A 25,353-nucleotide genomic window follows, 5' to 3' on the forward strand; every position below is an offset into this window, starting at 1 on the left:
AATTTGTGCGTTGCGAGACCGAACATGATAGGCCAAACAACCCCCACTCCCGACGACGAATCTGAAGCCCCGCTGGTCCCCGCGGCACCCGTGCCAGTGGAACAGGAAAAAGCAGAGGAATTCGGCGGCCGCGGCGGACTTGATCCGGTGCGGTATGGCGATTGGGAGAAAAACGGACGCTGCATCGATTTCTGATCAGCATTGAGCCAACGCGGCCGCGTGCCGCCCAGCCGAGACAACGAGCCCAGCGAATGGCGACCAGACAACGCCCACTTTCCCCGCACCTTCAGGTGTATCGCTGGCAGATTCAGATGGCCACCTCGATCCTGCATCGAGCCACTGGCATCTTTCTGTCTGTTGGTGCCCTCATCATCGCTGCCGGCCTGCTGGCCCTGATGATGGGGCCCGAGTCCTGGAACTGCTTCACCGGCCATGCCGGGGCCTGGTATGGCCGCGTGTTCCTGTTCGCGTGGACATGGTCGTTCGCCTATCACCTGTGCAATGGCATCCGCCATGTAGTGCAGGACTTCGCCATCGGCTTCAGCATCCCTGCCTTCATCCGCAGCAGCTGGCTGTCGGTCATCGGCAGCCTGGTGATCACCCTGCTGGTGTGGGCCTATGTGATGTTCGGAGGTGCCGCGTGAGCAAGTTCCGTACCCCGCTGAAGAACGTGCGCGGCCTGGGCTCGGCCAAGACCGGCACCGAGCATTTCGTGCACCAGCGCCTGACCGCCGCCGCGCTGGTGGTGCTGGGCATCTGGTTCCTGGTCTTCGTACTGGGCCTGCTGGGCTCGGATTACGCGACCGCCGCCGCCGCCGTGGCCAAGCCGTGGAATGCAGTGCCGCTGATCGGCCTGCTGATCGCCATGTTCTGGCACGCGCAGCTCGGCATGCAGGTCGTGCTGGAAGACTACATCCACGAATCGCTGCTGGCCCTGGTGCTGCAGACCGCGGTGAAGTTCGTCGCCGTGCTCGGCATGATCGTCAGTGTGTTTGCGGTGGGCCGCATCGCCCTCGGCGTTGCCTGAGCCCAGGCACCTACACAGGAATCCAGATTAGATGTCCGCTTACAAGATCACCGAACACAAGTACGACATGGTCGTGGTCGGCGCCGGCGGTGCCGGCCTGCGCGCCACGTTCGGCCTGGCCGCCAAGGGCCTGCAGACCGTGTGCCTGACCAAGGTCTTCCCGACCCGTTCGCACACCGTCGCCGCCCAGGGCGGTATTTCGGCCGCACTCGGCAACATGGGCGAGGACGACTGGCGCTACCACTTCTTCGACACCATCAAGGGTTCGGACTGGCTGGGTGACCAGGACGCCATCGAGTACATGTGCCGTGAGGCCATCCCGGCCATCATCGAACTCGAACACTACGGCGTGCCGTTCTCGCGCACCGCCGAAGGCAAGATCTACCAGCGTCCGTTCGGTGGCATGACCACCAAGTACGGCGAAGGCCCGGCGGCGCAGCGTACCTGCGCGGCGGCCGACCGTACCGGCCACGCGATGCTGCACACCCTGTACCAGCAGTCGCTGAAGCACGATGCGCGCTTCATGATCGAGTACTTCGCGCTCGACCTGATCTTCGACGACGAAGGCGCCTGCCGCGGCGTGCTGGCCCTGGACATGTCCGATGGCACGCTGCACCTGTTCCGCGCCCAGGGCGTGGTGCTGGCCACCGGCGGCTACGGCCGTGCCTACTTCAGCGCTACCTCGGCGCACACCTGCACCGGCGACGGTGGCGGCCTGGCCATGCGTGCCGGCATCGCCATGCAGGACATGGAGTTCGTGCAGTTCCACCCGACCGGCATCTACGGCGCCGGCTGCCTGATCACCGAGGGTGTCCGCGGTGAAGGCGGCATCCTGCGCAACAGCAGCGGCGAGCGCTTCATGGAGCGCTATGCACCGCACTACAAGGACCTTGCCTCGCGCGACGTGGTCAGCCGTTCGATGACCATCGAGATCCGCGAAGGCCGCGGCGTCGGCGAGCACAAGGATCACATCCTGCTCGACCTGACCCACCTCGGCCCGGGCGTGATCGACGAGAAGCTGCCGGGCATCGCCGAGAGCGCCCGCATCTTCGCAGGCGTCGACGTGCACAAGCAGCCGATCCCGGTCATTCCGACCGTGCACTACAACATGGGCGGCATCCCGACCAACTACCACGGTGAAGTGGTGCAGAAGGTCGGCGGCAACGACAACGCCGTGGTGCCGGGGCTGTACGCCATCGGCGAAGCGGCCTGCGTGTCCGTGCACGGCGCCAACCGCCTGGGCTCGAACTCGCTGCTCGACCTGGTGGTGTTCGGCCGTGCGGTGGCCAACCGCTGCGCCGAGACCATCAAGCCGGGCGCCGCGCACAAGCCGCTGCCGGCCGATGCCTGCGACAAGGCGCTGGGCCTGCTGGACAAGCTGCGCCACGCCAACGGCGATACCCCGACCTCGGTCATCCGCGACCGCATGCAGCGCACCATGCAGGCCGACGCGGCCGTCTTCCGCACCAGCCAGACGCTGAAGGAAGGCTGCGAGAAGATGGACAAGATCTTCGACTCGTTCCAGGACGTGAAGGTCTCCGACCGTTCGCTGGTCTGGAACTCGGACCTGATCGAGACCTACGAGCTGAACAACCTGCTGCTCAACGCGGTGGCGACGATCAACTCGGCTGAACAGCGCAAGGAAAGCCGTGGTGCGCATGCGCACGAGGACTATCCGGACCGCGACGACGTCAACTGGCAGAAGCACACCCTGGTCAGCGTCGACGAGAAGGGCAAGTGCAGCTTCGACTACCGTCCGGTGCACATGTACACGTTGACCGACGACGTGTCCGTGGTGCCGCCGAAGCCGCGCGTGTACTGATCCGACCCCGCCTACCATGCAATCCGCGCCCACGGGCGCGGGCCGCCTGAGCCAACGAGAGCAGCCATGGCCGAGTTTTCACTCCCCAAGAATTCCAAGATCACGAAGGGCAAGCACTTCCCCGTCAAGAACGGCGGCAAGAATGTGCGCACCTTCAAGATCTACCGCTGGAGTCCGGACGACGACAGCAACCCGCGCACCGATACCTATGAAGTCGATCTGGACGCCTGTGGCCCGATGGTCCTGGACGCCCTGATCAAGATCAAGAACGAGATCGACCCGACCCTGACCTTCCGCCGCTCCTGCCGCGAAGGCATCTGTGGTTCGTGCGCGATGAACATCGACGGCACCAACACCCTGGCCTGCACCCGAGCCATCTCGGACTGCGGCAAGAAGGAAGTGCCGATCTACCCGCTGCCGCACATGAACGTGGTCAAGGATCTGGTTCCGGACCTGACCCACTTCTACGCGCAGTACGCCTCGATCAAGCCGTGGATCCGCACCCAGACCCCGGCACCGCCGGACCGTGAGCGCCTGCAGTCGCCGGAAGACCGCAAGAAGCTCGACGGCCTGTATGAGTGCATCCTGTGCGCCTGCTGCTCGACCAGCTGCCCGAGCTACTGGTGGAACGGCGAGCGTTACCTGGGCCCGGCGATCCTGCTGCAGGCCTATCGCTGGATCATCGACTCGCGCGATGAGGACACCGGCGCGCGCCTGGACGATCTGGAAGATCCGTTCAAGCTGTACCGCTGCCACACCATCATGAACTGTGCCCGGACCTGCCCAAAGGGCCTGAACCCGGCGCTGGCGATCGCCGAGATCAAGAAGCTGATGATGGAGCGCCGCGCCTGATACACGGCGCAGGGTAGATGCATGACCCCAGTAGAGCCACGCCATGCGTGGCTTTGCTGTATCTGGAGAAGCACGATGGAAGACGATGTCCTGCTGAAGAAGCTGCGCTGGCGCTGCCGCCGAGGCATGCGAGAACTGGACCAGCTGTTTGGCCGCTACCTGGACCACGAATGGCGCACTGCGCCGACCGAAGAGCGCGAGGTTTTCCTGTTCCTGCTCGACTGCGAGGACGATAAGTTGTGGCGCTGGTTCATGGGCTATGAGGCCTGCCCGCATGCGCACGCGATCCCCCTCATGCAGAAGATCCTCGCCCTCAAGCCTTGAGTGGCGCCCCTCGCGGCTGCAGGCCGCCGCCCAGGTCGCGGTGCTGCTGGCCGCCCCCTGGTTGCTGCGTGCCTCCGATCTGCCTGCGCGGCTGCTGATGCCCGCGCTGCTGCTGGCCTGGGGCGTCGGGTTGGCCGAACTGGCCTGGCGCCAGCGCCGGCCGCGCGTGCAGGTGCTTCTGCCTCCGCTTCCCGGGCCACTGCAGGTGGCCGGGCGGGACATCGATACGCCAAGGCTGGTGGTGCGTGGCCCATGGCTGTTGTTGCTGTGGCGTGAGGATCGGCGCCGCCGGCGCCTGCTGTTCTGGCCGGATGTGCTCGATTCCGGGCAGCGACGTGAACTGCGACTGGCCGTGGCCGCACGCAGCGTTTCCCGTCAGCCCCGGTCGATGGCACCATAAGCTGAATTGACCGGCGTGCCTGCATGTTCAAACCCATTCCCGTGGCCATTGGCCTGCGCTACCTGCGCGCCAAGCGCCGCAACGGCTTCATCTCCTTCATCTCGATGGCATCGATCCTGGGCATCGCGCTCGGCGTTACAGTGCTGATCACCACTCTGGCGGTGATGAGCGGTTTCCAGAAGGAGATCCGCAGTCGCCTGCTGCAGATGACCGCACACACCACCATCAGCCGCGACGGTGAACCGATGCCGGACTGGATGCGCGTGGTCGATGTCGCCCGCAAGGATCCGCGCGTGGCGGGTGCCGCGCCGTACATCGAGATCCAGTCGATGATCAGCGGCCCGCGCGTGCAGGGTGCGATCATCCAGGGCATCGATCCGGCCCTGGAGCCGAAAGTCTCGGTGATCGACAGGAAGGTCACCAAGGGCAGCTATGACAGCCTCAAGCCGGGCAGCTTCAACCTGCTGCTGGGCAAGGAGCTGGCGATCTGGCTGGGCGTGGACGTTGGCGACCAGGTGCTGGTGACTTTTGCCGAAGTGCAGGGTACGCCTGCCGGTGCAGTGCCACGGATGAAGCGCTTCACCGTCAGCGGCATCTTCGAGGCCGGGTACAACGAGGTCGATCGCGGCGTCGGCTTCGCCAACATGCAGGACCTTGAGCGCGTGCTGCGTAGCGACGGCGCCACCGGCGTGCGGCTGAAGCTGCGCGACATGGACCGTTCGCTGGAAGTGGGCGTGGACCTGGCGCAGAGCCTCGGTGGCGCCTATCGCGTGAGTGACTGGACGCAGCAGAACGCCAATCTCTACCACTCGCTGCGCATGGAGAAGGTGGTGATGGGCATCCTGCTGTCGCTGATCATCGCCATGGGGGCCTTCAACCTGGTGTCCTCGCAGGTGATGCTGGTGACCGACAAGCAGGCCGACATTGCCATCCTGCGCACCCTGGGCCTGACCCCGGGCGGGGTGATGCAGGTGTTCATGGTGCAGGGCTCGTTGATCGGCATCTTCGGCACGCTGGCCGGCCTGATCGGTGGCATCACCCTGACCCTCAACCTGGAACGCATCCTCGGCGCCATCGAGAGCGTGTTCAACGTCAAGCTGCTGCCGGAGGATGTGTACTACATCACCGGCCTGCCGACCGACATGCAGACCGGCGACGTGGTGGCGATCACCGTGGTCGCGCTGCTGATGAGCTTCCTGGCCACCCTGTATCCCGCCTGGCGGGCAGCACGCACCCAGCCGGCGGAGGCCCTGCGTTATGAATAAGGTCGTCAACCGCGGCGATGAAGTGATCCGCGCCGAAGCGCTGGGCAAGACCTATGCCGAAGGGCGCATGCAGACGCCGGTGTTCGATGGGCTGGACCTGACCGTGACTGCTGGCGAGACGGTGGCGATCATCGGTGCCTCCGGTGCCGGCAAGAGCACGCTGCTGCACCTGCTGGGCGGCCTGGACATTCCGACTGCCGGCGAAGTGTATGTGACCGGCCAGCGCATGTCGGCGCTGTCGGATACCGCGCGCGGTCTGCTGCGCAACCAGGCGCTGGGCTTCGTCTACCAGTTTCATCACCTGCTGCCGGAATTCACCGCGCTGGAAAACGTGATGATGCCGGTGCTGCTGGCCGGCACCGCCGTGGCCGAGGCGAGCAGCCGGGCGACCACGCTGCTGGAAGCGGTCGGCCTCGGCCATCGCCTGGACCACAAGCCGGGCGAGCTGTCCGGCGGCGAACGCCAACGTGCCGCAGTGGCGCGTGCGCTGGTCAACCATCCGGCCTGCGTGCTCGGCGACGAGCCGACCGGCAACCTGGATGACCGCACCGCCGGCACCGTGTTCGAGCTGATGCTGGAACTCAACCGCGCGCGCCATACCAGCCTGGTGCTGGTGACCCACGACCGCAGCCTGGCGCGGCGCCTGGACCGGGTGCTGGAGCTGCGCGAAGGGCGCCTGCACGCGCTGGCCCACGCCGACGTCTGAGCGCTGGGACCGCTTTGGTAAAGGCCGGCCTTGGTCGGCTGCTCCTGCAGGGCAAGCGCCAACCAGGGTTGGCGTCTACCGTGGTCCGGCCAATAGCCGCCGACCGGCGGCTGAATGGGGCGCGAGCCGTCGCGCCGGCGTTGCCAGTCCAGGCGCATGATGGCGACAGTTCCCCGAGGAGATCGCCATGAAGACCCCGATCCTGATGGCCGGACTCTGCCTGGCACTGGCCGCCTGTGCGACGACCGGCCGGCTCAGCAGTACCGAAAAACTGGATCTGTACCGTGCCCACGCCGGCGCGCCGCAGAACGACATGCAGTTCTTTGGCAGCCTCAATGGCTGGACCGAGCTGGGCGACAGTGCGCTGGCGGTGTGGACCCGTCCCAGCGAAGCCTATCTGCTGGAGCTGAATGGTCCCTGCCAGGACCTGCCGTATGCGACCGCCATCGGTCTGACCAGCAGCATGGGCCGTGTGTCGTCGCGCTTTGACAAAGTGCTGGTGCGCGACCCCACCGGCGGCCCGCGCCTGCCGTGCTTCATCAACAGCATCCGCAAGCTGGATGTGAAGGCGCTGCGCGCGTCCGAGCAGGAGCTGCGCCAGGCGCAGGTGCAGGAGCGCGAGGAAAACACCGCACCGGTGAAATGATCGAAAAAGGGGACGGAGGGGATTAAGTCGTTTGTGCCACAAACGACTTAATCTCCTCCGTCCCCTTTGGGGTTGTCAGGTTTCCGGGGTGAAGCCGGCCGGCTTTTCCGCGTCCTTCTCGAACAGGAACTTGACCAGTTCGCCTTCAAGGAACGCACGATGTTCCGGCGTGCGCGGCGACAGCCGGTTCTCGTTGATCAGCATGGTCTGGTGCGCCAGCCACGCGGCCCAGGCCTGCTTGCCGATGTTGTTGAAGATGCGCTGGCCCAGCTCACCGGGGTAGGGCACGAAGTCCAGGCCCTCGGCATCGCGTTGTTCGTACTGGCAGAAGACGGTTCGGGGCATGGCACTCACTCGTGGTTGCGGGATTTCTTGGGAGTTCGTTTCGGCGTCTTGATCGTGGCGCCGTCGAGCAGTTTGCGGATCGGTGCCGGCAGGCCCAATGCGGGTAGCTCGTCGTTGGCGACCCAGCGCAGCGTGGGTTCTTCCACACGCAGGCCGCGCACCTTCCGTGACAATACCTGCAGGTGCAGCCTGTAGTGGCTGAAGGTGTGCTGCAGCACCGGCAGTTCCTCTGCATCTTCCAGCGAGCCGTCGACATGTGCGTCGAACCAGTCCTGCAGGTCGCTGCCGGCCTCGGCCTGCGGCAGCGTCCACAGCTGCGCCCAGATGCCGGTGTCCGGCCGCTTCTGCAGCAGCACGCGTTGCTGGGCGTCGCGCAGCAGCAGGGCGACCGCTTCGCGTTCGGGCAGGGTCTTGCTGGGCTTGGGCGTGGGCAGTTCAGCGGTGCGGCCTTCGCGCCGCGCCACGCACGCGTCCTGCAGCGGGCAGATGACGCAGGCCGGCTTGGCCCGGCTGCATACCGTCGCGCCCAGATCCATCTGCGCCTGGGTGTAATCGGCCATGCGCCCGGCCGGCACCTGCGCGACGTGCGCCTGGGCAATCGCCCACAGTTGTTTCTCGATGGCCGGCAGGCCGGGAAAGCCGTCGATGCCGTGGTAGCGGCTGAGCACGCGCTTGACGTTGCCGTCGAGAATCGCGAACCGATCGTTCCATGCCTGGCTGAGGATCGCACCGGCGGTGCTGCGGCCGATGCCGGGCAGGGCATGCAATGCATCGAAATCGCGTGGCAGGTCGCGCTCGTGCAGTTCCACGCAGCGCTTTGCGGCGGCATGCAGGTTGCGTGCGCGGGCGTAGTAGCCGAGCCCGGCCCACTGCGCCATCACCGCATCATTGCTGGCGGCGGCGAGCTCGGGCAGGGTTGGGAAGTGCTGCAGGAACCGCTGGAAGTACGGGATGACCGTGGCCACCTGGGTCTGCTGCAGCATGATCTCCGACAACCAGACCCGATAGGGGCTGCGCGGGTGCTGCCAGGGCAGGTCATGGCGACCGTGGTCGTCGAACCAGTGCAGCAGGCGGGCGACGAAGTCGTCTTTCTTGGCAGTGTCGGCGCTGGCGTGCGGCTGGCGGGGCATCAGTGTTCCGGAAGGAGGCAGCCACCCATGGGGTGGCTCTACCAGATCGCAGTAGAGCCACGCCATGCGTGGCTGCACGGTGTATCAGGCGCCCAATGCTTCGGGCAGCAGGGCGTCGACGAAGGCTTCCGGGTCGAATACACGCAGGTCTTCCGGGCGCTCGCCAATGCCGGCGAAGCGGATCGGAATGCCGAACTCGCGGGCCAGTGCGAACACCACGCCGCCCTTGGCGGTGCCGTCCAGCTTGGTCACCACCAGGCCGGTCACTTTCACTGCGGCATTGAACTGGCGCAGCTGCGACAGCGCGTTCTGGCCGGTGGTGCCGTCGATCACCATCAGCACTTCGTGCGGGGCGGTGGGGTCGATCTTGCCGAGCACGCGGCGGATCTTGCCCAGCTCGTTCATCAGCCCGGACTGGGTGTGCAGGCGGCCGGCGGTATCGGCGATCAGCACCGAGGTGCCGCGGGCCTTGCCGGCCTGCAGCGCGTCGAATGCCACCGAAGCGGCATCGGCGTTCTGCCCCTGCGCAACCACGGCCACGCCGTTGCGCTCGCCCCAGGCCTGCAGCTGGGCCACGGCGGCGGCGCGGAAGGTATCGCCGGCAGCCAGCATCAGGCTGTGGCCGTCATCCTTGAAGCGCTTGGCCAGCTTGCCGATGGTGGTGGTCTTGCCGACGCCGTTGACGCCGACGGTGAGCACTACGAAGGGCTTGGCATTGCGGTCGATCACCAGCGGCTTGGCCACCGGCTGCAGGATCGCGATCAGCTCGGCGCGCAGCGCGGCCAGCAGCGCATTGGCGTCGGCGAACTCGCGCGACTTCATGCGCTTGCGCAGGCCCTCGACCAGATCGGTGGTGGCGCCCACGCCGACGTCGGCGGTGATCAGGGCGGTTTCCAGCTCGTCCAGCAGATCGTCGTCGAGCTTGGGGTTGCGCGAGAACAGGCCGCCGAAGCTGCGCGCGATGACGCTGTTGCGCAGGCGCTCGCGCCAGCCGGGCTTGCCGGCGGGCGCCGGAGGGGCATCCACCAGCGCAGGCAGGTCGGTGGCCGGGGCGGTGGGTTCCTCGACCGGAATGACCGGAGCCAGAGGAGCCAGCACAGCAGCCGCAGCGAGCGCTTCAGCCTGGACGTCCTCGGGCGCGGTGGCCGGCTGCGCAGCTGGCACTTGGGCGACCGGGGCCGATTCCGGTGCAGGCGCGGGTGCATTGGCTTCGACCACCGCGGCGGTGGGTGCGTCTTCGGCCGGGGCGGCCGACGGGAACGCCGCCGCCAGCTCTTCAGCCGAGTAGTGCTGGGTCTTGGACGCCTCCGTGGTGGGGGCATCCTGGGGCTTCTTGCGGCGGAAAAAACTGAGCATTGGCAAAAGGCGCTGAAATCAGAGGGATATGCTACCACTCGGGCCTGTCGGGCCGATGTGGACTCAAGGTCGCGGCCGGCCGGCCGTTAACCGGTCCGGAGGGTTGCGCGGAGCGGCCCGGAGACCGCCATGGACAACGTGATGGGAATCGCCCTCAGCGGGATGCGCGCGGCCCAGCAGGGCGTGCAGGTGGCCGCGCACAACGTGGCCAATCTGGCGACCCCCGATGCGCAGCGCCTGCAGTTGCAGCGTGGCGCCGCTGAGCAGGGTGGGGTGCAGGCCTCGGTGATTCCCGCCGGTGCCGATGCCACCGCGCCGCTGGGAGATCTGCTGGCGGCGAAAGCCGAGGTGGTGGCCTTCGCTGCCAATGCCACGGTGATCCGCCGCCAGGACCAGGTGCTGGGCGCGCTGCTGGATCGCGACGCCTGAGCAGCCCGCCTCGGTAGCTGCCAACCGCCGCCCCTGGCAGGTGCCAACCTTGGTTGGCACGCTTTTGGGGCGCCAACCAAGGTTGGCCTCTACCAAGGCACCGCTGGGCCATGCCCGGCGACCACCGCCTCGATCAGGCCGACAGCTCCAGCAGCAGCTTGTTCAGGCGCGCCACATAGGCACCCGGATCCTTCAGGCTGTCACCGGCGGCCAGCGCGGCCTGGTCGAACAGCACCCGGCCGAGGTCGTCGAAGCGCGCGCCATCGGCTTCGGCGTCGAGCTTGGCGATCAGCGGATGGCCCGGGTTGATCTCCAGCACCGGCTTGCTGTCCGGCACCTTCTGCCCGCTGGCTTCCAGGATCTGGCGCATCTGCAGGCCCAGGTCCTGCTCGCCGATGGCCAGCACCGCCGGCGAATCGGTCAGGCGGTGCGACACGCGCACCTCGGCCACTTCGTCACCCAGGACCGTCTTGAGCCGCTCGACCAGGCCCTGCTTGTCCTTTGCTGCCGCTTCCTGTGCCTGCTTGTCCGCATCGGTTTCCAGCGCGCCCAGGTCGAGATCGCCACGGGCGATGTCGACGAAGCCCTTGCCGTCGAAATCGGTCAGGTAGCCCATCAGCCACTCGTCGATGCGGTCGGTCAGCAGCAGCACTTCCACGCCCTTCTTGCGGAACACTTCCAGGTGCGGACTGTTGCGTACCTGGCTGTAGCTCTCGCCGGTGAGGTAGTAGATCTTGTCCTGGCCTTCGGTCATGCGGCCGATGTAATCGGCCAGCGACACGCTCTGCGCATCGCCGTCGCCGCGGGTGGAGGCGAAGCGCAGCAGGCCGGCCACCTTCTCGCGGTTGTTGTAGTCCTCGGCCGGGCCTTCCTTCAGCACTTGGCCGAATTCCTTCCAGAACGTGGCGTACTGCTCGGGCTTGTCGGTGGCCAGCTTCTCCAGCATGTCCAGCGAACGCTTGGTCAGCGCCGATTTCATCGAATCGATGACCGGGCCGGACTGCAGGATCTCGCGCGAGACGTTCAGCGACAGGTCGTTGGAATCGACCACACCCTTGATGAAGCGCAGGTACAGCGGCAGGAACTGCTCGGCCTGGTCCATCACGAACACGCGCTGCACGTACAGTTTCAGGCCCTTGGGCGCATCGCGGTGGTACAGGTCGAACGGCGCGCGGCCGGGCACGTACAGCAGCGAGGTGTACTCCAGCTTGCCCTCGACCTTGTTGTGGCTCCACGCCAGCGGGTCGCTATGGTCGTGCGCTACGTGCTTGTAGAACTCGGTGTACTCGGCGTCGCTGATCTCGGTGCGCGGGCGGGTCCACAGCGCGCTGGCGCGGTTGACGGTCTCCCACTCGACGGTGGCGCCTTCTTCGCCACCTTCCTTCGGCATCTGGATCGGCAGACCGATGTGGTCCGAGTACTTCTTGAGGATGCTGCGCAGGCGCCAGCCCTCGGCGAAGTCGTGCTCGCCGTCCTTCAGGTGCAGCACGATGCGGGTACCGCGCTCGGCCTTGTCGACCGTGGCCACTTCGAAATCGCCTTCGCCACGCGAGGTCCAGCGCACGCCTTCGGCCGCAGCCAGGCCGGCGCGGCGCGAGGTCACTTCCACTTCGTCGGCGACGATGAAAGCGCTGTAGAAGCCGACGCCGAACTGGCCGATCAGCTGCGAATCCTTCTTCTGGTCGCCGGACAGCTGCCGCAGGAAGTCGCCGGTGCCGGACTTGGCGATGGTGCCGAGGTGGGCGATGGCTTCGGCGCGGCTCATGCCAATGCCGTTGTCTTCGATGGTGATGGTGTGGGCGGCGGCGTCGAAGCTGACGCGCACGCGCAGCTCGCTGTCGCCTTCCAGCAGCGCCGGCTGGGTCAGGGCCTCGAAGCGTAGCTTGTCGGCGGCGTCGGCAGCGTTGGAGACCAGCTCGCGCAGGAAGATTTCCTTGTTGGAGTACAGCGAGTGGATCATCAGCTGCAGCAGTTGCTTGACTTCGGTCTGGAAGCCAAGGGTTTCGGTCTGGGTGGTCTCGGTCATCGATAGGGCTCCATGTGCAATGCCGCGCCAGCGCGTGCGGCCTCGCCAAGGGGTAGGGGTGATTGTCCCGAAATCAAGGGGTTGGTCGGCCGGGCTTGCAGCCCTGCACCTGCAGAGGCCGATGCAACAGCAACATCAACAGCAACAGCGGGCTATCCGTGGGATGGCGGGGCGGTGTGGGTTGGCAGGACACGCCGTGAACCCATCCATGGGGGCTCGATGGCGCCATCCATGGCGCCAACGGTCCTGCCAACCCACACCGCCCCGCCTCTGACAGGTTCACGCGGCTGTTGGTAGGTGTCGACCTTGGTCGACACATCTGTCAGATATCGATACATCCAATGGGGTCAGATCCGTTTTCCTGCGGAAAACGGATCTGACCCCGCCTGTATGTCGAGCATCGGATCGCGTCTGGGGTAGAGCCCCCTGAGTCAGGGGGCGGCCGCGAAGCGGCGGGGGTATGGAAGCTGGTAAGTGGGGCCCGCGTTTCGCGCAGCGAAGCGTGGGAGCGACAGCGCGCATGCGTTGGCGCGTCCCCGGGCGCCGCCCGGCCGAACTACAATCCCGCTCATGCTGAAATTCTCGAATACCTCCCGCCGGGGGCGCCGGTGAGCGGCCGTGGGGGCAACGACGGCCAGGTCCGCATCATCGGCGGTCGCTGGCGCAATACCCGCTTGCCGGTGCCGACCCTGCCGGGGCTTCGGCCCAGCAGCGACCGTGTGCGCGAGACCCTGTTCAACTGGCTGATGCCCAAGCTGGGCGGGGCCCGCGTCCTGGACCTGTTCGCAGGCAGCGGCGCATTGGGGCTGGAAGCCGTCTCGCGCGGTGCCGCCCACGCCACCCTGGTCGAGCGCGATGCGCAGCTGGGACGCAACCTGACCGCCGCCGTGGCCAAGCTGCAGGCCAGCGACCAGATCAGCGTCGTGCAGGCCGATGCCGTGCGCTGGCTGCAGGGTGCGCAGGCGCAGCAGGCCGATCTGGTGTTCATCGACCCGCCATTCGCCGATGGCCTGTGGCAGGACGTGCTGGCCCAGCTGCCGCGGCACCTGGCAGCCGATGCCTGGCTGTACCTGGAATCGCCGGCCGGCCACGTGCCGGTGCTGCCGCAGGGCTGGCTGCTGCACCGCGAGGGCGGCACCCGTGAGGTGCGCTTTGCCCTGTACCGCCGTGCCACTGCTACACTTTGACCTCATCTGAACATCTGCTACCGCCCATGACCGTGGCCAACCGCCGCATTGCCGTCTATCCCGGCACGTTCGACCCGATCACCAACGGTCACATCGACCTTGTGAGCCGGGCCGCGCCGCTGTTCGAAAAGGTCGTGGTCGGCGTGGCGCAGAGCCCGTCGAAGGGCCCGGCGCTGCCGCTGGAACAGCGCGTGCAGCTGGCGCGTGGCGCCCTGGCCCACCATGGCAATGTCGAAGTCATCGGCTTCGATACCCTGCTGGCCCATTTCGTACGTTCGGTCCAGGGCGGGGTGCTGCTGCGCGGCCTGCGCGCGGTGTCCGACTTCGAGTACGAGTTCCAGATGGCCAGCATGAACCGCCACCTGATCCCCGAGGTCGAGACCCTGTTCCTGACCCCGGCCGAGCAGCACAGCTTCATTTCGTCCTCGCTGGTCCGCGAGATCGCGCGCCTGGGCGGCGACGTGTCCGGTTTCGTGCCGGCCGCGGTGCTCGAAGCCCTGCGCAAGGTCCGCGAAGCGAAGGCGGCACAGTCGTAAGCCCGCCGTACCTGCACCCCATTACGTACAACACCACGCACCATTCCGGGAGGAAATCCATGAACACCACCATGCGCGCGATGCTGATCGCTTCGTTGGCCCTGGCCTTCACCGCCTGCAAGAAGGAAGAGGCCGCTCCGGTCGACGAGGCCAAGCAGGCCCTGGTCGCTCCGTCCAAGGACGACGATGCCGGCTGGAAGAAGTACCTGCAGGAAGTGGCGATCCAGAACATGGGCAACATCACCAACAGCCCGTTCCTGTATTACCTCTCCCCGGAATCGGACCCGGACTTCCAGGCCAAGTACGAGCGCCAGACCGAGAGCGCGACCCAGGCCGTGGCCCGTGGCGTGCAGCCGGGCAACATGCTGGCCTTTGGTTCGTCGGCCTCGGGCAAGATGGCTGACATGATCCAGGCCGTGTTCAAGGACGTGTCGCCGGATTCGATGAAGGGCGTGCGCGTCGTCTTCATCGGCCAGTCGGCCGACAACGCCCGCGTGCAGGCTGCGATCCAGCCGACCGGTGCCGAGTACATTTTCGTCGAAGCCAAGTAATACCGAGCCATGGCGGCCATGCTCCGGCATGGCCCGGGCGGCGTCCTGCAAGGGCGCCGCTGATGACCTGACCGGCCCGCGCGCCCGCGCTGGCCGGTCCTTTGTCCCAAGGCGCGGGCGAGGAGTATCGCCATGTCGCTGAAAATCAACGAGCTCTGCGTCAACTGCGACGTCTGCGAGCCGGCCTGCCCGAACCAGGCCATTGCGATGGGTGAAACCATCTACGTGATCGACCCTGCGCGCTGCACCGAATGCGTGGGTCATTTCGACGAGCCACAGTGCGTGGTCGTCTGCCCGGTCGAGTGCATCGACCCGGATCCGGAGATCGTGGAAACGGAAGACCAACTGCTGGCCAAGCTGCGCCAACTGCAGCACGATCACCCCGAACTCTATGCGGAGCCCCCATCCGAATGAAGACGCTGATCGTCCGCCCCCTGTTGCTGCTCGGCCTGCTGCTGAGTCCGATCGCCTGGGCCGACAGCCCGGCCCGTGCCGAGCGCCCCGACGGCGCAGCCATTGCCAGCGGCCACGCGCTGGCCACCCAGGCCGGCATCGACATTCTGGCGCAGGGCGGCAACGCCTTCGATGCTGCGGTGGCGGTGTCGTCCACGCTGGCGGTGGTCGAGCCGATCAGTTCCGGGCTGGGCGGTGGTGGCTTCTTCCTGCTGCACGACGCGGCCACCGGCAAGGACGTGATGCTGGACGCGCGCGAGACCGCACCGGCCGCCGCGACCCCGCAGGCCTTCCTCGACAAGCAGGGGAACCTGGACCGTGACCGCTCGGTCAACGGTGCGTGGTCGGCCGGTATTCCGGGCCTGCCTGCGGCGCTGGTCGAACTGTCGGCCAGGCACGGCAAGCTGCCGCTGTCTGCATCGCTGCAACCGGCCATCCGGATCGCACGCGAAGGCTTCCCGGTGTACGACCGCATGGCCAAGGGCTATGCGTCGCGCCGTGAAGTGATGGAGCGCTATCCCGGCACGCGTGAAGTCTATCTGCGCAACGGCAAGCCGATCGCCAGCGGTGACCTGTTCAAGCAGCCGGAGCTGGCGCAGACGCTGGAGCGCCTGGCCGCTGGAGGTTTCGACGGCTTCTACAAGGGCCAGACCGGAAAGCTGTTGCTGGCAGGCGTCAAGCAGGCCGGCGGCAGGTGGACCGCCGAAGAGCTGGCCGGCTATCGCGTGAAGCAGCGCGAGCCGATCGTGTTCAACTACAACGGCTGGAAGATCACCACCGCGCCGCCGCCGTCGTCCGGTGGCATCGCGCTGGCCAGCATGCTGCAGATCCTGGAAGGCTGGGACATCAGGAAGATGGATCCGGCGCACCGTACCCACCTGGTGGTGGAGTCGATGCGCCGCGCCTACCGCGACCGTACGTTCTTCCTCGGCGATCCGGACTTCGTGCAGATCCCGCAGAAGGTGCTGACCAGCAAGGACTACGCACAGGGCCTGCGCGCCACCATCCATCCGGAGAAGGCCACGCCCAGCGACCTGCTGTCGGGCAATCCGACGCCGCTGGAAGACGACGAGACCACGCACTTCTCGATCATCGACCGCGACGGCAACCGCGTCGGCGCCACCCAGACCGTCAACCTGCTGTACGGCTCGGGGCTCATTCCCAAGGGCACCGGCGTGCTGCTGAACAACGAGATGGACGATTTCGCGCTGAAGCCGGGTACGCCCAATGCCTTCGGCGTGATGGGCTACGAGGCCAATGCGCCGAAGCCGGGCAAGCGCATGCTCAGCTCGATGACGCCGACCTTCATGGAAAACAGCGACAAGGTGATCGTGCTGGGCACGCCTGGTGGCAGCCGCATCATCACCATGGTGCTGCTGGGCATCCTCGGCTACGACGCCGGCCTGGACGCGCAGCAGGTTGCCGCGCTGCCGCGCTACCACCACCAGTGGCTGCCGGATCTGATCGAAGCCGAGGACGATGCGTTCGACGCGGCGACGGTGAAGCAGCTGCAGGCGATGGGCCACAGGATCGACCTGCCGGGCAATGTCGCCGCCGGCGGTCGCGGTTCCAGCCACGTGTGGGGCAACCTGCAGACCGTGGAATGGGACCGCAAGGCGAACAAGCTGTTCGGCGGCAGCGACCCGCGCAATCCGGTGGGCAGTGCCCAGGTCGTGCCGGCCCACTGATGTGGCGGTGCCGGCCACTGGCCGGCGATCTGGCAGATCACCAGGACCCCGCCAACCGGCGGGGTTTCCTGTTTCCTTTCTAGCGATTATTTAACAGTCCGGCGCCGATAATCGACGCATGAAACTCTGGTCTATTCGTGGAAACTCGCAGCGCCTGGACGGCGGCGCGATGTTCGGCAACGCGCCGCGTGCGTTGTGGGAAAAATGGGCGGCTCCGGACGAGCTCAATCGCATCGAGCTGGCCTGCCGTGCGCTGCTTGCCAGTCCGCTGGAAGGCAAGACAGTACTGTTTGAAACCGGTATCGGTGCGTTCTTCGACCCGCGCATGCGCGAGCGTTATGGCGTGCAGGAAAGCCAGCACGTGCTGATCGATTCACTGCGCGAAGCGGGTTTCGAGCACGAGGACATCGACGTGGTGGTGCTCAGCCACCTGCACTTCGATCATGCCGGTGGCCTGCTTGCTGCATGGAGCGAAGGGCGTGAGCCCGAACTGCTGTTCCCCAACGCAACCTATGTGGTTGGTGCGCAGCATTGGCAGCGCGCCGTGCGGCCACACCCGCGCGATCGGGCCAGTTTCATTCCTGAGCTGCCCGGCCTGCTGCAGGCCAGTGGCCGCCTGGAAGTAGTGGAGGGGGAGTACTCGAAGGCGCTCGGCCGCAGCGTGCGCTTCAGCTACAGCGATGGGCATACGCCGGGGCTGATGCTGGCCGAGATCGTTGGCCACGCGCATGCCGGTGAAGATGCGCACGGTGGCGTGGTGTTCTGTGCCGACCTCATCCCAGGTCGTTCATGGGTGCACGTGCCGATCACCATGGGCTATGACCGCAATGCCGAATTGCTGATCGACGAGAAACGGCAGTTCCTTGAAGACAAGCTGGCGCGCAACGTGCGGCTGTTCTTCACCCATGACCCGCAGGTGGCGCTGGCGCAGCTGGGCCGTGATGACAAGGGACGTTTCGTGACCCTGCACGAACAGGGCGAGCTGAAGGCGCGCGCCCTGGGTTAATGGCAGAGCCGAGCGTGGGCTCGGCTCTACATCACGCGTCGTTACGACGCCTTCAGGCAGCTGCTCATGAAGGTCTTGCGCGCATCGCCGGCCAGCTTCTTCGCGCCTGCGTCAGCGTTGCATTTGCGCATGCGTTCCTGCTGCGTATTGACCGGCTTGGTTTCGGCGGCATGACCGCTGAGGCAGGAGCTCTGCGCGCTCTTGTAGGCATCCCCCTTCAAGCCCTTGTTCTTGGCCGAGCATTCGGCCATGCGCTGCTGCTGCGGGGTGGTGGCATTGGCAGTCAGGGGCAGGCCGACCAGCAGGACGGCGGCCAGCAGGAAAGAGGCTTTCATCGGGAGCTCCAAGCGGTGGCGGGTGCGCGGAGCATTCGCTTCCGACCGGTAAGGCCACGTGAAGAATCACGCGTCGGCCACATCCGCGTCCACGGGCGTTCACGTGACGCGGCGAAGCGGGCTGGCGAACGGTTGTCGGGTCAGAGCCCTCTCCTGCGGAGAGGGATCCGACCACGGTTCGCCGGATCAGCCGACGCGGGTGCCGAAGATGCGGTCACCCGCGTCGCCCAGTCCGGGCAGGATGTAGCCCTTGTCGTTGAGCTGGGCATCGATGGCCGCAGTGTAGATTTCCACGTCCGGATGCACGGCCTTCACTGCTTCGATGCCTTCGGGCGCGGCCACCAGGAAGATGCCCTTGATGCGACGGGCGCCGGCGCGCTTGAGCATGTCGATGGTGGCGATCAGCGTGCCGCCGGTGGCCAGCATCGGGTCGAGGATCAGTGCGTCGCGCTCTTCCAGGCGGCCGGTCAGGCGCTCGAAGTAGGGTACCGGCTGCAGGGTTTCTTCATCGCGCTGCAGGCCGACCACGCTGACACGGGCGGCCGGAATCAGCGACAGCACGCCGCTGAGCATGCCCAGGCCGGCACGCAGGATCGGCACCACGGTGATCTTGGCGCCGGCAATGCGCTGCACCGTCACCGGGCCGGCCCAGCCGGCCAGGGTGTGCGGCTCGGTATCCAGGTCGGCGGTGGCCTCGTAGGCCAGCAGCGTACCCAGCTCGTTGGCCAGTTCGCGGAAATCCTTGGTGCTGAGCGCAGCGTTGCGCATCAGGCCGATCTTGTGCTGCACCAGCGGGTGGCGCACTTCGACGATCTTCATGGTCGGGAAGGGGAATAGGGAGAGAGGCCGCCATTTTGCCGGATTGGCGGGGCGAAGCCCAAACCGGGCCCGGGGCCGCTGTACATGAAATGTGCAGAGGCATGTCACGGCCATGCAACCTTGCGGACATACCGTGCAGACCCATTCTTAACAGGAATGGGGATTCCCAGTGCATATCAAGACTCCGTTGGCCGTTGCCATCACCCTGACCCTGGCGATGGGGGCTGCCGCCCCGCTGCAGGCCGCCGGGCAGCAGGCGGTAGCCGCCACCGGCGCCGTGGCGGCCGACGCGGTCGACCTGGACCGTATCGAGGTGCGCGCCCAGCTCGAATCGCAGATCCGCGCGGTCGACCTCAAGCGCGGCAGCGACGCCATCGAAGACGCGGTGTCCTCCGATGCCCTGGGCCAGTACCCGGACAAGAACGTGGCCGAGTCGCTGCAGCGCCTGCCGGGCATCAGCGTGACCCGTGACCAGGGCGAGGGCCGTTTCGTGGTCATCCGTGGCCTGGACGCCAATCTCAACAGCGTCAGCGTGGATGGCATCGCCGTGGGCACGCCGGAGGACTCCAGCCGTGCCGCGCCGCTGGACGTGATCCCGTCCGATTCCACCGAACGCCTGCGCGTGGTGAAGTCGCCGACCCCGGACATGCCCGGTGATGCCATCGGCGGTGCCGTGCTGGTGGAATCGGCCTCGGCCTTCGACCGCGACGGTCGCAGCCTGCGTGGCAAGATCGAGGGCAGCCACCAGCAGCTGTCCGGGGAGACCAGCCCGAAGGCGGCCTTCAACTACAGCGAAGTGTTCAACGACACCTTCGGCGTGGCGCTGGGCGTGAACTACCAGAAGCGCCGGTTCGAGTCGGACAACACCGAAGTGGAGTACGACGGCGAGGACGATGCCGCCCCCGGTGACGTGACCGCGATCAACCTGCAGCACCGCAAGTACGAGATCGAGCGCAAGCGCATCGGCGCCAACCTCAACCTCGACTGGCGGCCGGACGAAGACAGCAGGTACTACCTGCGCACGCTGTACAGCCAGTTCGACGATGCGGAGACCCGCCAGCGCGTGATCTTCAACTTCGACGACGCGAAGATGGTCAAGACCGGCACCGACCAGTACCGCCTGGATGGCATGCCGAAGGACTCGATCGACAAGCGCATGCGCTACCGCACCAAGAAGGAAAACACCTTCGCGGCCAGCCTGGGCGGCGAGAACACGTTGACCAACGCCGTGGTTGATTACCGGATCGGCTACACCCGTACCGAAGAGCGCGTGAACGACGAGATGGAGGCGCGTTTCAAGCTCAACGGCAAGGCGTTCAACGGCAGCCTGGACCAGAGCAGCCGGCTGCCCAGCTACAGCTTCGACAACCCGCAGTGGCTGGACAACAGCAACTACGCGTTCGACCGCTTCGTGCTATCGCCCAAGCAGGTGAACGACAAGGAGCACAGCGCGCAGGTCAACGTGCGCTTCGACGGCGACAGCAGCAGCATCAAGTTCGGTCTGCTGGGCCGCTGGCGCGACCGCGACGTGAATGTGGATGAGCGCGAACTGCGCGTCGGCCCGAAGGTGGCGCTGGCGGGCTGGACCACCTCCTCGCCCGAACATCGCCACGGCAACTTCGGCGACGGCATGGATTCGGCGGCGATGCGTGCCTTCTGGGCGGCCAATGGCAGCCAGTACAGCGCCCGCCCGCAGGACGTCGGCGGCAATGCGATGACGTCGCTGGAAGAGGATTACGTGGCCAGCGAAGACATCTTCGCCAGCTACGCCATGGGTACCTGGGACGTGGGCGCGCTGCGCCTCATCGGCGGCGTGCGCGTGGAGAACACCCGCTTCAAGGCGACCGGCAACCAGGTGGACGTGGCCGCCAACGGCCGCAGCTTCACCGTCACCCCGCGCGTGGCCAACAGCAGCTACACCAACGTGCTGCCGGGCCTGCACCTGCGCTATGACGCGGCTGATGACTGGGTGCTGCGCGCCTCGGCCAACAAGACCGTATCGCGCCCGTCCTTCGGCGACGTCTCGCCGCGCGTGGGTTACAGCCGTGGTGACGAGGAAGTGCGCCTGGGTAACCCGGAACTGGATCCGTACGAGTCGAAGAACATCGACCTGTCGGTGGAGAAGTACATCGGCAGCAGCGGCATCGTTTCGCTGGGCCTGTTCCACAAGTCGATCGATGGCTACATCGTCGAAACCGTGCGCACCAATGATCCGGCCTACGGTGGATTCGATGTGACGCAGCCGATCAATGGTCGCAAGGCCACCGTGCGTGGTGCGGAGTTCAACTGGCAGCAGCAGCTGGCCTTCCTGCCGGACGGCCTGGATGGCCTGCTGGTCGGCGCCAGTGGCACCTGGCTGGATACGAAGTTCGATGCCGGCATCAAGGACCGTGCGGGCGAGGACTTCACGCTGCCGCGCGCTTCCAAGCATGTCTACAGCGCACACATCGGCTATGAAAAGTACGGTGTAAGCACGCGCCTGGCGGCCGTGTACCGCAGCGAGTACCTGGACAGCATCGGCAAGGGGCGCGCATTCGACATCTACGTGGCACCCAACACCCAGCTCGATTTCTCGCTTGACTACAAGTTCACCCCGCGCGTGAGCGTGTACTTCGAGGCGCAGAACCTGCTGGACAAGCCGTTGGAGCTGTACCAGGGCACCCGTTCGCGCACCCTGCAGCTGGAAGAGTACGGCCGCACCTATGCGCTGGGCCTGAAGGTGGCGCTGTGATGGGGCGTGGCGTCACTGTCCTGGCCGCCGCGCTGGCGGCTACGCTGGTCGCCGGCTGCACGCCGGCCACCGACAACGATCCGGTTGCGGGAGCGGCCTCGCCGGCCGCCAGTGGCGAGCGCAAGGTAGCCACCATCGCCGAAGCGTTCCTGTCACCGATGACCCCGGCCGACAACATCGACTCGCCGGCGGCCTGGCGCGCGCCGGACGGTGTACTGTGGCTGATCGCCACTGCCAAGGCCACCGACAAGCTGGTGGTCTACGACGGCAGCACCGGCCAGCACCTGCGTGACGTCGGCAGCAGCGGCACCGCACCGGGGCAGTTCGACCGCCCAAACGGCATCGCGGTGACCGACGACCTGCTGTGGATCGTGGAGCGCGACAATCACCGCGTGCAGGTACTGCGCCTGCCGGACTTCGCGCCGCTGGCGACGTTCGCGGCGGACGACCTGCGCAAGCCTTACGGGCTGTGGGTCGACCGCCGTGCCGATGGCTACAGCGTCTACGTCACCGACTCCTGGGACAACGGCGAGGATGCACAGGGGCGCGACATCCTGCCGCCGCTGGCCGAGCTGGACAAGCGCGTGCGCCAGTATCACGTGACCCGCAATGGTGAGAAGGTCGACGCGAAGCTGGTGGCCAGCATCGGCGATACCACCGAGACTGGTGCGCTGCGCGTGGTCGAGTCGATCTGGGGCGATCCCGAGAACGACCGCCTGCTGATCGCCGAAGAGGACGAGAGCTACGCCAGCGAGTTCAAGGTCTACACCCTCGCGGGCCGCTTCACCGGCACCACCTTCGGCCGCGACGTGTTCAAGGCACAGGCCGAAGGCGTGGCCCTGCGCACCTGCGGCAAGGATGGCTGGTGGATCACCACCGAACAGGGCAAGCAGCGCAGCGTGTTCCATCTGTTCGACCGGCACACGCTGAAGCCGGTCGGCGCGTTCCAGGGCAATACCGTGGCCAACACCGATGGCATCTGGATGATGCAGCAAGCCAGCACGCGCTTCCCGCACGGTGCGCTGTATGCCGTGCATGACGACCAGGGCGTGGTGGCGTTCGACTGGGAGAGCATCGCCAAGCAACTGGCGTTGCCGCTGGAGTGTGGCGCATGAGCCGGCAGCGCGTGATGCGCACGCTGGCCCTGGGTCTGCTGCTGGCGCTGCCGTCGCTGTCGTTCGCGGCGGCTGAACCGAATACCCAGGTGCAGGCAGGTAGCCGCCACTACGCAGCGACGACGGTGCCGGACCGCATCGTCGCCTCGCCGGCGGTCGATCCCAGCCATGGGTTCGCAGTGGCCTGGCGCACCGATGGCAGCGTGCAGGCGCCGCTGCTGGAGATCGCAATGGCCGCAGATTCGCCGGCCATCGAAGGCATCCGCCAGGTTCGTGCGACGACCCGCGCGCTGCAGACCGAGAACGGCCTGTCGCACCACCATCGTGCAGATATCGATGGCCTGCAGCCGGATACCCAGTACGTCTACCGTGTGCAGGGAAACGGCAGTTGGAGTGCATGGAACCAGCTGCGCACGCTGGCTGCCGCCGACCAGCCGCTGACCCTGCTTTACTTCGGCGATACCCAGAACAAGAACGTCAGCCATGTCAGTCGCGTGGTGCGTGCCGCGCAGAAGGCCGCACCGCAGGCACGCATGAGCCTGTTTGCCGGCGACCTGGTCAGCGGCGGCGACAACATGGATGACAGCGAGTGGGGCGAATGGTTTGCCGCCGTCGGCTGGTTGGCGCAGGAAACGATGGTGGCGCCGGCCATAGGCAATCACGAGTACTTCGAGGAATTCGAGGACACCCCGCAGGAGCGCCGCGTGCTGGGCCGCCACTGGCCGGTCACGTTCGCGTTGCCGGGCAATGGTGCCGGCGCTGCGCAGCAGAGCAGCTACTGGTTCGATGCGCAGGGCGTGCGCGTGGCCGTGGTAGACGGCACATCGGCACTCGACCTCGGCACCGCAACGGCACAGGCACAATGGCTGGACAAGGTGCTGACCGGCAATCCGCAGCCGTGGACCATCGTGTTGCTGCACCAGCCGTTCTACTCGCCGCGCGAAGGGCGCGAGAACGCCGCGTTGCGTGACGAGCTGTTGCCGGTGGTACGCCGCCACAACGTCGATCTGGTGCTGCAGGGCCACGACCACACCTATGGCCGCCGTGGCGAAGGGCAGGCCGCAACGCCGCAGTACGTGGTGACTGTAGCCGGACCGAAACAGTACCGCGTGTCCGATGAAGCGCGCAGGACGATGAACCCAGTGGCCGAAGACACCCAGTTGTTCCAGGTGTTGAACATCGACCCGCAGCGCCTGCGTTATGAAGCGCGCACCGTGACCGGCCGTCTCTACGATGCCTTCGAACTGCGCCGCGATGCCAAGGGGGGGAAACAGCGCATGGAGCTGACCGAAGGCCGCATCACGCAGCGTAACTGCCCGCGTGCGCAGACTGCCAAGGGCCGCGCCGATCGCTGCTGGGAATGAGGAGATCCAGATGAAAACCGTACGCCGTCTTGTCCCCATGGCTGCCATCGGCGGGGCCCTGCTCCTGCTCGCGACAGCGGTGACCGCTGCCGATACCGTGCTGCATCCCTTCCTGGTGGCCCAACCAAGGGAAGCCCCGCAGGAAGTGAATCTGGCGGTGGAGATTCCGGCCGGCAGCTTCACCAAGTACGAGATCAAGGAAGACGGCCTGGTGCATGTGGACCGCTTCCAGTCGATGCCGGTCGCCTATCCGGCCAACTACGGTTCGATGCCGCGCACGTTGGCTGGCGACAACGATCCGCTGGACGCGCTGGTGCTGACCCGTGAACCCCTGCATCCGGGCGTGATCGTGCGCTTCCGGCCGATTGGCTACCTGAAGATGATCGACGGCGGCGAGCACGACGAGAAGATCATCGGCGTGCCGACCGACAAGGTTGACCCGACCTACGCCAACATCCGCGACCTGGCCGATCTGCCGGAGATCGAAAGACAGCGCATCGAAGCGTTCTTCCGGGTCTACAAGGACCTGCCGGCCGGGCGCAACCCGGTGCAGCTCGACGGCTGGGGCAACGCCGCCGAGGCGCGGGCGCTGATCAGCGAAGCGATGCAGCGCTTCGAAAGGTAGATCCGCGCCATGCGTGGATTCAGTCCAGCAACGTCTCGATGAACGATTCGGCCTGCAGGCGGTCGCCCAGTACCCGGGCCACCGCCTGTACGGCTGCGTCCTGGTGTTCAGGGCGGATGCCGCCATCGTCATCGTCGTTGTAAAGGTCATCGCCGGCATCGAGGTACACCGTGCCTGCTGCAGCCAGAGCTGCCATCAGGGTCGGCACGTCGGCAGCCATTTCGTCGGCATCCAGCAGGCCGGCACCGTGATGGCTGAACAGCACACGGCCGTCGTCCAGATCGAGGATGAACGGATCAGCGCTGCGATCGGCAATCACCAGCCAGTTCGAGGGCCAGTCGTTGATCCGTTCGCCGCTGATGCCATGCCATCGATAGCCGGCCTGATGGCTCCACAGGCGTTGCAGCGGCGGTATCCAGACATCAAGGCCGGGAACGGTGATGCCGGCGGTGCCTACCCGGGCATTGATCACTTCGCCCAGCGGCCCGACCTGCGCGTAGAAGCGTGCCAGTACCGGGGGCAGCGGGAACGGGCCCTGCCAGTCGCTCTCGTGCTGGGCATGCAGCAGCCCGAAGCGGGCGAATGAGGCGTGAAGATCATCCATGTCAGAGTCCA

At 66.3% G+C, this 25,353-nt stretch carries 28 protein-coding genes; 21 read left to right on the forward strand and 7 right to left on the reverse strand.

From position 1 onward, the window contains the following. Nucleotides 1-24 precede the first annotated feature (24 nt). The 10 genes from AC5P7X_RS04440 (at nt 25) to AC5P7X_RS04485 (ending at nt 7,042) form a co-directional block, all read left to right on the forward strand. Nucleotides 25-195, forward strand: coding sequence for a DUF1674 domain-containing protein (locus tag AC5P7X_RS04440; protein ID WP_005409075.1), 171 nt, complete (start codon nt 25-27; stop codon nt 193-195). Nucleotides 196-251: 56 nt separating this feature from the next. Then, on the forward strand, nt 252-644 hold the full coding sequence (gene sdhC / locus AC5P7X_RS04445; protein ID WP_005416132.1) for a succinate dehydrogenase, cytochrome b556 subunit: 393 nt from the start codon (nt 252-254) through the stop codon (nt 642-644). After that, entirely contained in the window at nt 641-1,027 is a 387-nt protein-coding gene (gene sdhD, locus AC5P7X_RS04450) for a succinate dehydrogenase, hydrophobic membrane anchor protein (RefSeq protein ID WP_005409077.1), read from the forward strand. Before sdhC ends, sdhD begins: the two co-directional genes overlap by 4 nt. Nucleotides 1,028-1,058: 31 nt before the next feature. After that, the gene (gene sdhA / locus AC5P7X_RS04455) at nt 1,059-2,849 is read left to right on the forward strand and encodes a succinate dehydrogenase flavoprotein subunit (RefSeq protein ID WP_495214447.1); all 1,791 of its coding nucleotides are present in this window, start codon (nt 1,059-1,061) and stop codon (nt 2,847-2,849) included. A 66-nt stretch (nt 2,850-2,915) separates the two neighbouring features. Then, entirely contained in the window at nt 2,916-3,701 is a 786-nt protein-coding gene (locus AC5P7X_RS04460; RefSeq protein WP_005409079.1) for a succinate dehydrogenase iron-sulfur subunit, read from the forward strand. A gap of 75 nt (nt 3,702-3,776) precedes the next feature. Beyond that, a complete protein-coding gene (locus tag AC5P7X_RS04465) occupies nt 3,777-4,025 on the forward strand; it encodes an FAD assembly factor SdhE (RefSeq protein ID WP_005416134.1) in 249 nt (82 codons plus the stop codon). Next, a complete protein-coding gene (locus AC5P7X_RS04470) occupies nt 3,976-4,425 on the forward strand; it encodes a hypothetical protein (RefSeq protein WP_495214449.1) in 450 nt (149 codons plus the stop codon). The genes AC5P7X_RS04465 and AC5P7X_RS04470 overlap by 50 nt, the downstream gene beginning before the upstream one ends. 23 nt (nt 4,426-4,448) lie before the next feature. Then, nucleotides 4,449-5,690: a lipoprotein-releasing ABC transporter permease subunit gene (locus AC5P7X_RS04475; protein WP_495214450.1), complete on the forward strand. Its 1,242-nt coding sequence runs from the start codon at nt 4,449-4,451 to the stop codon at nt 5,688-5,690. Beyond that, a complete protein-coding gene (lolD, locus tag AC5P7X_RS04480) occupies nt 5,683-6,396 on the forward strand; it encodes a lipoprotein-releasing ABC transporter ATP-binding protein LolD (RefSeq protein ID WP_032954095.1) in 714 nt (237 codons plus the stop codon). Before AC5P7X_RS04475 ends, lolD begins: the two co-directional genes overlap by 8 nt. A 187-nt stretch (nt 6,397-6,583) precedes the next feature. Then, entirely contained in the window at nt 6,584-7,042 is a 459-nt protein-coding gene (locus AC5P7X_RS04485; protein ID WP_235648012.1) for a DUF6491 family protein, read from the forward strand. A gap of 75 nt (nt 7,043-7,117) precedes the next feature. Here AC5P7X_RS04485 and AC5P7X_RS04490 read toward each other — a convergent pair whose 3' ends face one another. The 3 genes from AC5P7X_RS04490 to ftsY all read right to left on the reverse strand — a co-directional run bounded on the left by AC5P7X_RS04490 (nt 7,118) and on the right by ftsY (nt 9,873). Further along, nucleotides 7,118-7,387: an oxidative damage protection protein gene (locus tag AC5P7X_RS04490; protein ID WP_005416139.1), complete on the reverse strand. Its 270-nt coding sequence runs from the start codon at nt 7,385-7,387 to the stop codon at nt 7,118-7,120. Between the two features lie 5 nt (nt 7,388-7,392). Beyond that, a complete protein-coding gene (gene mutY / locus AC5P7X_RS04495; RefSeq protein WP_495214451.1) occupies nt 7,393-8,517 on the reverse strand; it encodes an A/G-specific adenine glycosylase in 1,125 nt (374 codons plus the stop codon). Between the two features lie 84 nt (nt 8,518-8,601). Beyond that, nucleotides 8,602-9,873, reverse strand: coding sequence for a signal recognition particle-docking protein FtsY (ftsY, locus tag AC5P7X_RS04500; RefSeq protein ID WP_346607943.1), 1,272 nt, complete (start codon nt 9,871-9,873; stop codon nt 8,602-8,604). A 129-nt stretch (nt 9,874-10,002) separates the two neighbouring features. Here ftsY and AC5P7X_RS04505 point away from each other — a divergent pair, with 129 nt between their 5' ends. Then, the gene (locus tag AC5P7X_RS04505) at nt 10,003-10,302 is read left to right on the forward strand and encodes a hypothetical protein (protein ID WP_053501181.1); all 300 of its coding nucleotides are present in this window, start codon (nt 10,003-10,005) and stop codon (nt 10,300-10,302) included. A 133-nt stretch (nt 10,303-10,435) separates the two neighbouring features. Here the strand turns inward: AC5P7X_RS04505 and htpG are convergent, their stop codons facing one another. Then, on the reverse strand, nt 10,436-12,328 hold the full coding sequence (gene htpG, locus AC5P7X_RS04510) for a molecular chaperone HtpG (RefSeq protein ID WP_053501183.1): 1,893 nt from the start codon (nt 12,326-12,328) through the stop codon (nt 10,436-10,438). A 578-nt stretch (nt 12,329-12,906) separates the two neighbouring features. On the opposite strand from htpG, the gene rsmD reads away from it, so the two are divergent. The 6 genes from rsmD (at nt 12,907) to AC5P7X_RS04540 (ending at nt 17,749) form a co-directional block, all read left to right on the forward strand. Further along, nucleotides 12,907-13,515, forward strand: coding sequence for a 16S rRNA (guanine(966)-N(2))-methyltransferase RsmD (rsmD, locus tag AC5P7X_RS04515; protein WP_321573217.1), 609 nt, complete (start codon nt 12,907-12,909; stop codon nt 13,513-13,515). A 26-nt stretch (nt 13,516-13,541) separates the two neighbouring features. Further along, the gene (gene coaD, locus AC5P7X_RS04520) at nt 13,542-14,051 is read left to right on the forward strand and encodes a pantetheine-phosphate adenylyltransferase (RefSeq protein ID WP_005416145.1); all 510 of its coding nucleotides are present in this window, start codon (nt 13,542-13,544) and stop codon (nt 14,049-14,051) included. A 59-nt stretch (nt 14,052-14,110) separates the two neighbouring features. Next, on the forward strand, nt 14,111-14,602 hold the full coding sequence (locus AC5P7X_RS04525; RefSeq protein WP_004153167.1) for a hypothetical protein: 492 nt from the start codon (nt 14,111-14,113) through the stop codon (nt 14,600-14,602). A gap of 132 nt (nt 14,603-14,734) precedes the next feature. Further along, the gene (locus AC5P7X_RS04530; RefSeq protein ID WP_004153175.1) at nt 14,735-15,016 is read left to right on the forward strand and encodes a YfhL family 4Fe-4S dicluster ferredoxin; all 282 of its coding nucleotides are present in this window, start codon (nt 14,735-14,737) and stop codon (nt 15,014-15,016) included. Next, nucleotides 15,013-16,743, forward strand: a complete 1,731-nt coding sequence (gene ggt, locus AC5P7X_RS04535) for a gamma-glutamyltransferase (RefSeq protein WP_053499171.1) — start codon at nt 15,013-15,015, stop codon at nt 16,741-16,743. Before AC5P7X_RS04530 ends, ggt begins: the two co-directional genes overlap by 4 nt. A 118-nt stretch (nt 16,744-16,861) precedes the next feature. After that, nucleotides 16,862-17,749: an MBL fold metallo-hydrolase gene (locus tag AC5P7X_RS04540; protein ID WP_005416147.1), complete on the forward strand. Its 888-nt coding sequence runs from the start codon at nt 16,862-16,864 to the stop codon at nt 17,747-17,749. A 41-nt stretch (nt 17,750-17,790) separates the two neighbouring features. Here AC5P7X_RS04540 and AC5P7X_RS04545 read toward each other — a convergent pair whose 3' ends face one another. Both AC5P7X_RS04545 and upp read right to left on the reverse strand, forming a co-directional pair. Next, nucleotides 17,791-18,084, reverse strand: coding sequence for a PsiF family protein (locus AC5P7X_RS04545; RefSeq protein ID WP_495214452.1), 294 nt, complete (start codon nt 18,082-18,084; stop codon nt 17,791-17,793). A 186-nt stretch (nt 18,085-18,270) separates the two neighbouring features. Continuing rightward, a complete protein-coding gene (upp, locus tag AC5P7X_RS04550; RefSeq protein WP_005416149.1) occupies nt 18,271-18,903 on the reverse strand; it encodes a uracil phosphoribosyltransferase in 633 nt (210 codons plus the stop codon). 217 nt (nt 18,904-19,120) lie between these two features. Here upp and AC5P7X_RS04555 point away from each other — a divergent pair, with 217 nt between their 5' ends. Genes AC5P7X_RS04555 through AC5P7X_RS04570 form a run of 4 tightly spaced genes read left to right on the forward strand, consistent with a single transcriptional unit; the run spans nt 19,121 to nt 24,738 of the window. After that, a complete protein-coding gene (locus AC5P7X_RS04555) occupies nt 19,121-21,634 on the forward strand; it encodes a TonB-dependent receptor (protein ID WP_495214541.1) in 2,514 nt (837 codons plus the stop codon). Beyond that, the gene (locus AC5P7X_RS04560) at nt 21,634-22,749 is read left to right on the forward strand and encodes a phytase (RefSeq protein ID WP_495214453.1); all 1,116 of its coding nucleotides are present in this window, start codon (nt 21,634-21,636) and stop codon (nt 22,747-22,749) included. Before AC5P7X_RS04555 ends, AC5P7X_RS04560 begins: the two co-directional genes overlap by 1 nt. A 14-nt stretch (nt 22,750-22,763) precedes the next feature. Then, the gene (locus AC5P7X_RS04565; RefSeq protein WP_253902079.1) at nt 22,764-24,113 is read left to right on the forward strand and encodes a purple acid phosphatase family protein; all 1,350 of its coding nucleotides are present in this window, start codon (nt 22,764-22,766) and stop codon (nt 24,111-24,113) included. A gap of 10 nt (nt 24,114-24,123) precedes the next feature. Further along, a complete protein-coding gene (locus AC5P7X_RS04570; RefSeq protein WP_495214455.1) occupies nt 24,124-24,738 on the forward strand; it encodes an inorganic diphosphatase in 615 nt (204 codons plus the stop codon). Nucleotides 24,739-24,757: 19 nt separating this feature from the next. Here AC5P7X_RS04570 and AC5P7X_RS04575 read toward each other — a convergent pair whose 3' ends face one another. Then, the gene (locus AC5P7X_RS04575) at nt 24,758-25,342 is read right to left on the reverse strand and encodes an SMI1/KNR4 family protein (RefSeq protein WP_053499158.1); all 585 of its coding nucleotides are present in this window, start codon (nt 25,340-25,342) and stop codon (nt 24,758-24,760) included. Nucleotides 25,343-25,353 lie beyond the last annotated feature (11 nt).

The organism is Stenotrophomonas sp. YJH_SMC_53, from assembly GCF_059369995.1.